The following is a 6,779-nucleotide window of genomic DNA, read 5'->3' as shown; positions in this document are numbered from 1 at the left end:
TACTCGTATTGCTTTTCTTGCTCACTACCTGTGACTGCTTCCTCCGGGACCATCCGTCCCAGTATCAAGCTGTCCAGCCGAGAGGGGGAACTTCAGCCTGGCCGTTCGGCACGAGTTTCGAGGCGGCTTGTGAGCCAGCCAGCTGCTTCCATGCGCTTGAGCTGCTTATAGACGGTATTGAACGGGATGCCGGTGGCGGTGTGGATCTGGGCTGCGGAGGTTTCCTCGTCGCTCTGGTTCAGCAGGTGGCTGAGGAGAGGGTGCAGAGGTGAGGGGATGTTCAGGCGCTGAGGGGGCGGTGCGTGCGTGTGCAGAACCGTGAGGGCGGCGCGCTCGCCGTCGACGACAGATGTCGCGAGATCGACGGCGTCGGCGGCTGGTAGTGGATCAAGGCGAGATCCGAGTGCGTTTTGCATGAGCGACTGGACCTGGCTGTCTTCGAGGTCGTGAAAACGAGTCGCCGTGGAAGTCTGTGGATCTCGGCGATCACGCGGAAAGGTGTTCCGCCTTCTGTGTGCTCGCGCTGAAAGAAGTCGGGGGTCAGAATGGTGCGTCGCCGCTCCTGCACCCGCCAGATCCCGATCCCGGAATTGAGGTCGGTGATGTCGGCGAGCACGTTCTGCCAGGCATCTCGAGCGGCTTCGTTCAGGGGGAGGAGGTCGGAAGCGGACATCGACTCCATGAGCGGTGAAAGGTACTTGTCGACCTTTTTGAAGGTTGGGTCGGCAGCCATCCGCTGATGGACTGGCAGAGCGCTGAGCAGCTCCTGGGCCTGCAGCAGGGGGTGCCCGTGGGGGAGCGCGAGGGCAGGAAGTTCACCGAGATCTGCTCCGCAGACCGTCCTGCGGCCCGTGCGGCGCATGCAGTGCCCGGGCGCGTGCAGGTGAACGGACCTGGGCAGGAACACACGCGGCTCGGTGTGACAGCTGGGGCAGCGCCTGTGGAGAAGCGCTTGGTGCTTGGTGCAGGCGAAGGTCCAGGGCAGCCACCAGCGGATCGGGAAGCGTCCTTGCCCTTCGCTCAGGCACTGGGGACAGAAGCGCCAGTGAGGGGCCCGGCGCCCAAAGAGGGCGGCGGGAACGACAGACTGCTCAAGCATTCCAGCGCGCAGGTTCAGCTGCTTCTTCAGCCGTCGGAACATTTCCGGAGGCAGTCCGGTCAAGAGGTGGTGAGTGCGTTCCTGCGTCGGCAGCCCGAGCGCGTCCAGCAGCGCGGACAGCGATGTCCAGGAGCGACGGGCGAGTGCCTCCAGCCAGCTGTCCAGGCTCTCGCCGGGCTGGGGCAGGACGCGGATCGCCAGAGTCCGGGGTTCACTCACGACGCCTTCTTCCGCTGCTGCCCGGGCCGGCTGACGAGCCTCCCGGCCTCGAGCGCGTCCTGCCATTCCCGGCGGGCCCGTTCAGACGCGGCATCGTTCTTCACCCGGTCCAGCAGCTGTGTGTCCAGGCGCTCGACGCCGGTGCGTACGGCTCTCTGGCAGCCACGGTTGACCAACGTCATGAGTGAGCCGATGTGTCCGGTGCTGCGGGCGAAGAGATAGTCGGATAGCTCATCCGCGATCATGCCGGGGTGCCCGTCCGAGAGGACGACGCGTTCCTCGATCCCGAGGAGGGTGTCGCGCCAGCCGCGGCGTCCCTTCTCGGTCTTGATGTCGAACGGTTCCATGCCCAGCCGTGTCGTGCGGCGTCCGGTATGGGCGAGGACCGCGTCCTCGTAGCTTGCTCCCTCGCTGAACAGGCCCCGGTTTTCCAGGCCGACGCCGACCATCAGCAGGGTCACCGGGAATTCATTGGCGATGTATTTGAAGTGGTTACTGACCTCAATACCGCTCTTGTTTCGCCATTTCAGGAAATGTAGGTCGTCCACGATCAGCAGCTTTGTCTCTGCGGACAGAACGGAATCGAGTGCGCGGTAGCCGAATTCGGCAGTCGTGCCGCGGTGACGGCCGGGATGACTGAAGTACTCCAGAATGGCCCTGTTGAAATCGCGCATTCCGGTGTTGCTGGTCAGGCCGACGCGGCAGACCGGCCAGCGCTCGTGGCCGTCGTCGGTGTACTTGCCTTCTTCCTTGATGATGCGGCGGTGGAGTTTGCGGGCGAAAGCGAGCACGGCGGTGGTCTTGCCCAGACCGGGGAAGGCGTCGAGGGCGATCCCACCCTTGACCTTGTCACCGTCCTGGTCGTTGCTGTCGAAGATGTCCCAGTAGACGCGGGTGACGTCATCGAGGTCGGCGAAGAACTCAAGCCGCCGCTGGGACAACGAGATCTCCGATCCGGCCATGTCCCGCAGGCCGTCGAGTCCCGGACCGTCGTAGCGCCGTCCTTTGATCTCGACGCCGTAGTGCTGGACGGTCCGCATCGTGACGTCCAGGAACTCATAGGCCAAATCCGGATCACGCGGCACTTCGATGTAGCCGGCCCGCGCGAGCCCGTGCTCGAACATCGCCGCCGGCGACAGGTCCACACTCGGCAAGTGCGGGTCGACGAGACCGCTCTGTGGCCTGCGGTGATACACACAGGCCACCCACTCGCGGATGATCGCCTCAAGCTCGTGCAGGAAGAAGAAGGCGTCCTTCTCGGGGTTGAGTCCCCGCGAATGGACGTCGGGACCCTTGTAGCCGGGGAGCACCTGCAGCAGGTCTTCCCGCACGGTCCTGAAAAATCTCTCGACCGGCGCCTTGTCCCGGCCCGTCCGTAGCCGGGCAGGCTGGATCGACATGCCCAACCGGCGGCAGACGCTGGTCAGATGGGCAGAGAGATAGATCTTGCCGTGGTCGACGATGACCGTCTCCGGCGCCAGCGCAGGGCCGACGGCCCCCGTGACGGGGCCATGGACCGCCTCAGCCTCCACCAGGACACCGCGGGGGATCCCGTGATCGGGCCAGGCCGCTTCCTTCGGCCAGGTCCCAGGAACGGGCCGGGGCCGGTAGGTCTGGAACAGGACGGCCGCCGCGTCGACGGCCTTTGTCGACACCGGCGTGACCCGGATGCCGGTGATGCAGCGGGTGTACCAGTCCATCGCGACCGTCAGCTCCGCCTGCACCCACTTCAGCGTCACCGGGTCGAAAGCGAAGACATCCAGCCGCGTGGTGTCCATCAGCACGTACTCGCCCGGACGCGTCGGCCTCAACTTCCCGTAGACACCAGCGGGACGAGCCGCGATATCCCGGTTGCGCTTCGTACTCAGCCGGAACGTCGGATGACGCCGGTCAAGCTCGTGCATCCACCGATAGCCCGCCGTCCGCTTCGGCAGCGGCACCACCTTGGGCCCGAAACGCTCCTCCAGCCTTGCCCCGACTCGCTCCAGCACGAGCTTGATCGAGGGCCGGGACTCCTCCTCGTACTCGCCCAGAACCTCTTCAGCCACCTCCACCCAGCGCGGATCGGCATGAGACAGCCCGCCCTCCGCCTGAGCCCTCTTCGGGACGAGCCCCGCCTCACCGCTCTCGACAAACGCGCGTGCCCAGCGCTCCACCGACCGCACGGTCACACCCAGCTCGGACGCCTTGGCCGCTACCGCTTCCCCAGCGAAAGACCGGGAGCGTACTCAGGCCGCGGCTCACCGGGCCTCGCCAACTCCTCGGAACCCGAGCGGTAACCCGTCAGCGTCTCCCGGACATGCTCGGCTCGTTCCAGAACGTCCTTGCGTTCCTCCTTGGTCAGCCGGGCCAGCACCACGGAGACCAGGTCCCCGTCGTCGGCGGCGGCCGGCCCCCGGTCATCAGGGATCACCTCAGCCCGGTCCGAGGTCAGCAGTTCCCGTACCGACATCCGCACCAGCCGGTCACGGGCGTCCTTGAGGATGACCTCCATGCCCGTGGCCAGGCTCGCGAATTCCACGACCTCGACCGTCTCGCCGTCGAGCCGAAAGCGCGTGCCGACACCGAGCCGCGTTCCCGCCCCGTTCATGCGGCCCTCCTCAGCACGTGCCCCGGGCTGAGCGGCCGGTCCAGCTCCGTCGTTACGTGCCCCGACCACAGCAGGTGCAGCACCGCCGACTTCACCAACGGCCGGGGCCGGTCGGGCAGCAGCCGGAAAGCGTCGCCCAGCGAGAGTCCCTCCAGCTCACAGGCCCGCAGACCGTCCAAGAGGCCCGGATCGAACAGCCAGTGCCTGCGGTAGCCGGCGAGGAAGCGGACGTTCTCCAGCTCATGAGGATCCGGCTCGCTCCAGACCTCGTAACGCCATCCGCGGGATGCGACCGCTGCACGAGTCCACGCGAACGTGAACGCGACCTTCGGCCGTTCCAGTCGATGACGCGGCTTGACATCCACGACCATCGGCCCGTCATCGGTCAGCAGCAGATAGTCCGGGATGTGCCGCCGCAGCCGGCCCTCGACCACGGCCTTGAGCAGGAATGGCTGAGCGACGACGTGCCGGACGTCCGGGGCGAAGTCCGCGAACAGCAGCCGGGCCAGCTCCAGCCGCGACTCGTAGATCACGTGGTCGCGTACCGTCGCCGCCCAGTACGTCCCCGAGTAGTGCTGCTGGCCTTTGTGCCAGCGGAACGTCCGCCACGGCTGTGCGTGCCGCAGGAGATCGAGGGGCGCGGACGCCCACTCCAAGTCCTCCACCACACACTCGTCAGCCTGCCGGACACTCACCTGTACAGCCAGATCTGTCGGACTCACCGGACCCCACCTCGCGTTCTCCACGGCGGCCTGATCGGCCACCGAACGCCGTGGGCATGCCCCGGTCGTCTGCGTTGATGACGACCGGGACGGTCCGGTACACAAAGGGTGGAACTACTCGAGTCAGAGGCATGAATCCCGCCCACCTGTCGTATCCGACACGGCTACGACATCCCCGCGCGGAATCCGACATGGGGAACGGGATCCCACACCACCGTCAGCCCACGTACGCCCCGCTCGCCGTCAGCCGCAGGGCCGTGTCGATCAGCGGAACGTGGCTGAACGCCTGGGGGAAGTTGCCCACCTGGCGCTGGAGCCGCGCGTCCCACTCCTCGGCCAGCAGGCCCAGGTCGTTGCGCAGGGACAACAGCTTCTCGAAGAGCCGGCGGGCCTCGTCGACCCGGCCGATCATCGCCAGGTCGTCCGCCAGCCAGAACGAACAGGCCAGGAACGCGCCCTCGTCGCCCTCCAGGCCGTCCACACCCGCGTCGTCACCCGCGGTCGGGTAGCGCAGGACGAAGCCGTCCTCCGTGGACAGCTCCCGCTGGATCGCCTCGATGGTGCCGATGACCCGCTTGTCGTCCGGGGGCAGGAAGCCCATCTGCGGGATCAGCAGCAGGGAGGCGTCCAGCTCCTTCGACCCGTACGACTGGGTGAAGGTGTTGCGCTCCTTGTCGTAACCCCGCTCGCAGACGTCGCGGTGGATGTCGTCGCGCAGCTCGCGCCACCGCTCCAGCGGTCCGTCCGTGTCGCCCGACTCGATGAGCTTGATGGTCCGGTCGACGGCGACCCAGGCCATCACCTTGGAGTGCACGAAGTGCCGGCGCGGCCCGCGCACCTCCCAGATGCCCTCGTCCGGCTCGCCCCAGTGCTTCTCCAGGTACTCGATCAGCTTGAGCTGGAGTCCGGTCGCGTAGTCGTTGCGGGCCAGGCCCGTCATGTGCGCGAGGTGCAGGGCCTCGGTGACCTCGCCGTACACGTCCAGCTGGAGCTGGCCCGCCGCGCCGTTGCCCACCCGGACCGGGGCGGAGCCCTCGTAACCCGGCAGCCACTCCAGCTCCGCCTCGCCCAGCTCCCGCTCACCCGCGATCCCGTACATGATCTGCAGGTTCTCCGGGTCCCCGGCCACCGCGCGCAGCAGCCACTCGCGCCAGGCGCGGGCCTCCTCGCGGTAGCCGGTGCGCAGCAGCGAGGACAGGGTGATCGCGGCGTCGCGCAGCCAGGTGTAGCGGTAGTCCCAGTTGCGCGAACCGCCGATGTCCTCGGGCAGCGAGGTGGTCGGCGCGGCGACGATGCCGCCGGTCGGCGCGTACGTCAGGGCCTTCAGCGTGATCAGCGAGCGGACCACGGCCTCGCGGTAGGGGCCGTGGTACGTGCACTGCTCGACCCACTCGCGCCAGAAGTCCGCGGTCGCCTCCAGCGAGCCGTCGGGGTCCGGGAGCGCGGGCGGCTCGTGGTGGGAGGGCTGCCAGCTGATGGTGAACGCGATCCGGTCACCGGGGGCGACGGCGAAGTCGGAGTACGTGGTCAGGTTCTCACCGTAGGTGTCGACCGGCGTGTCCAGCCAGACGGAGTCCGGGCCGGCGACGGCGACCGTACGGGTGTCCACCTTGTGCACCCAGGGGGTGACCCGGCCGTAGCTGAACCGCATGCGCAGCTCCGAACGCATCGGCACCCGGCCGCTGACGCCCTCCACGATCCGGATCAGCTGCGGCGCGCCGTCACGCGGCGGCATGAAGTCGGTCACTCTGACCGTGCCGCGCGGCGTGTCCCACTCCGATTCGAGGATGAGGGAGTCCCCGCGGTAGCGGCGTCGGTCGGCCGGGGGAGGCTCCGTGCCCTCGGGGTGGGCCGGTCCCAGACGCCAGAAGCCGTGTTCGTCGGTGCCCAGCAGCCCCGCGAAAACGGCGTGTGAGTCGAAGCGGGGCAGGCACAGCCAGTCGGCTGTGCCGTCCCGGCAGACCAGGGCTGCGGTCTGCATGTCTCCGATGAGTGCGTAATCCTCGATGCGCCCGGCCACGTGCATCTCCAGTCGAACGGCCATGTCGCCCCGTGGGGCGCTTACTGCGGGTCAAGAGGTCGTCGCAAGGGGTCGTTGTCGGGGGGAACCTGCGAGCTCCTACCTCGCCCGAGCGAGTGTCCGAGCAGG

5 protein-coding genes are annotated in these 6,779 nt (G+C 67.6%); all 5 read right to left on the bottom strand.

The features are described from left to right. Positions 1-280 precede the first annotated feature (280 nt). The 5 genes from ABZ564_RS30330 to ABZ564_RS30310 all read right to left on the bottom strand — a co-directional run bounded on the left by ABZ564_RS30330 (position 281) and on the right by ABZ564_RS30310 (position 6,650). On the bottom strand, positions 281-1,318 hold the full coding sequence (locus ABZ564_RS30330; RefSeq protein WP_360862369.1) for a TniQ family protein: 1,038 nt from the start codon (positions 1,316-1,318) through the stop codon (positions 281-283). Further along, on the bottom strand, positions 1,315-3,474 hold the full coding sequence (locus tag ABZ564_RS30325) for an AAA family ATPase (protein ID WP_360862367.1): 2,160 nt from the start codon (positions 3,472-3,474) through the stop codon (positions 1,315-1,317). Before ABZ564_RS30325 ends, ABZ564_RS30330 begins: the two co-directional genes overlap by 4 nt. A gap of 38 nt (positions 3,475-3,512) precedes the next feature. Then, a complete protein-coding gene (locus tag ABZ564_RS30320; RefSeq protein ID WP_360862366.1) occupies positions 3,513-3,908 on the bottom strand; it encodes a hypothetical protein in 396 nt (131 codons plus the stop codon). Further along, positions 3,905-4,630: a TnsA-like heteromeric transposase endonuclease subunit gene (locus ABZ564_RS30315; RefSeq protein ID WP_360862364.1), complete on the bottom strand. Its 726-nt coding sequence runs from the start codon at positions 4,628-4,630 to the stop codon at positions 3,905-3,907. Before ABZ564_RS30315 ends, ABZ564_RS30320 begins: the two co-directional genes overlap by 4 nt. Positions 4,631-4,847: 217 nt before the next feature. Next, a complete protein-coding gene (locus ABZ564_RS30310; RefSeq protein WP_360862374.1) occupies positions 4,848-6,650 on the bottom strand; it encodes a glycoside hydrolase family 15 protein in 1,803 nt (600 codons plus the stop codon). Between the last annotated feature and the right edge of the window lie 129 nt (positions 6,651-6,779).

Source organism: Streptomyces sp. NPDC019224, from assembly GCF_040632605.1.
GTDB lineage: Bacteria > Actinomycetota > Actinomycetes > Streptomycetales > Streptomycetaceae > Streptomyces.
The sequence above is the reverse complement of the archived record's forward strand: the minus strand, read 5'-3'. Positions and strand labels throughout refer to the sequence as shown.

Coding starts and splice junctions, on each gene's coding strand:
- ABZ564_RS30320 (WP_360862366.1), bottom strand. CDS start 3,908: ATGAACGGGGCGGGAACGCGGCTCGGTGTCGGCACGCGCTTTCGGCTC.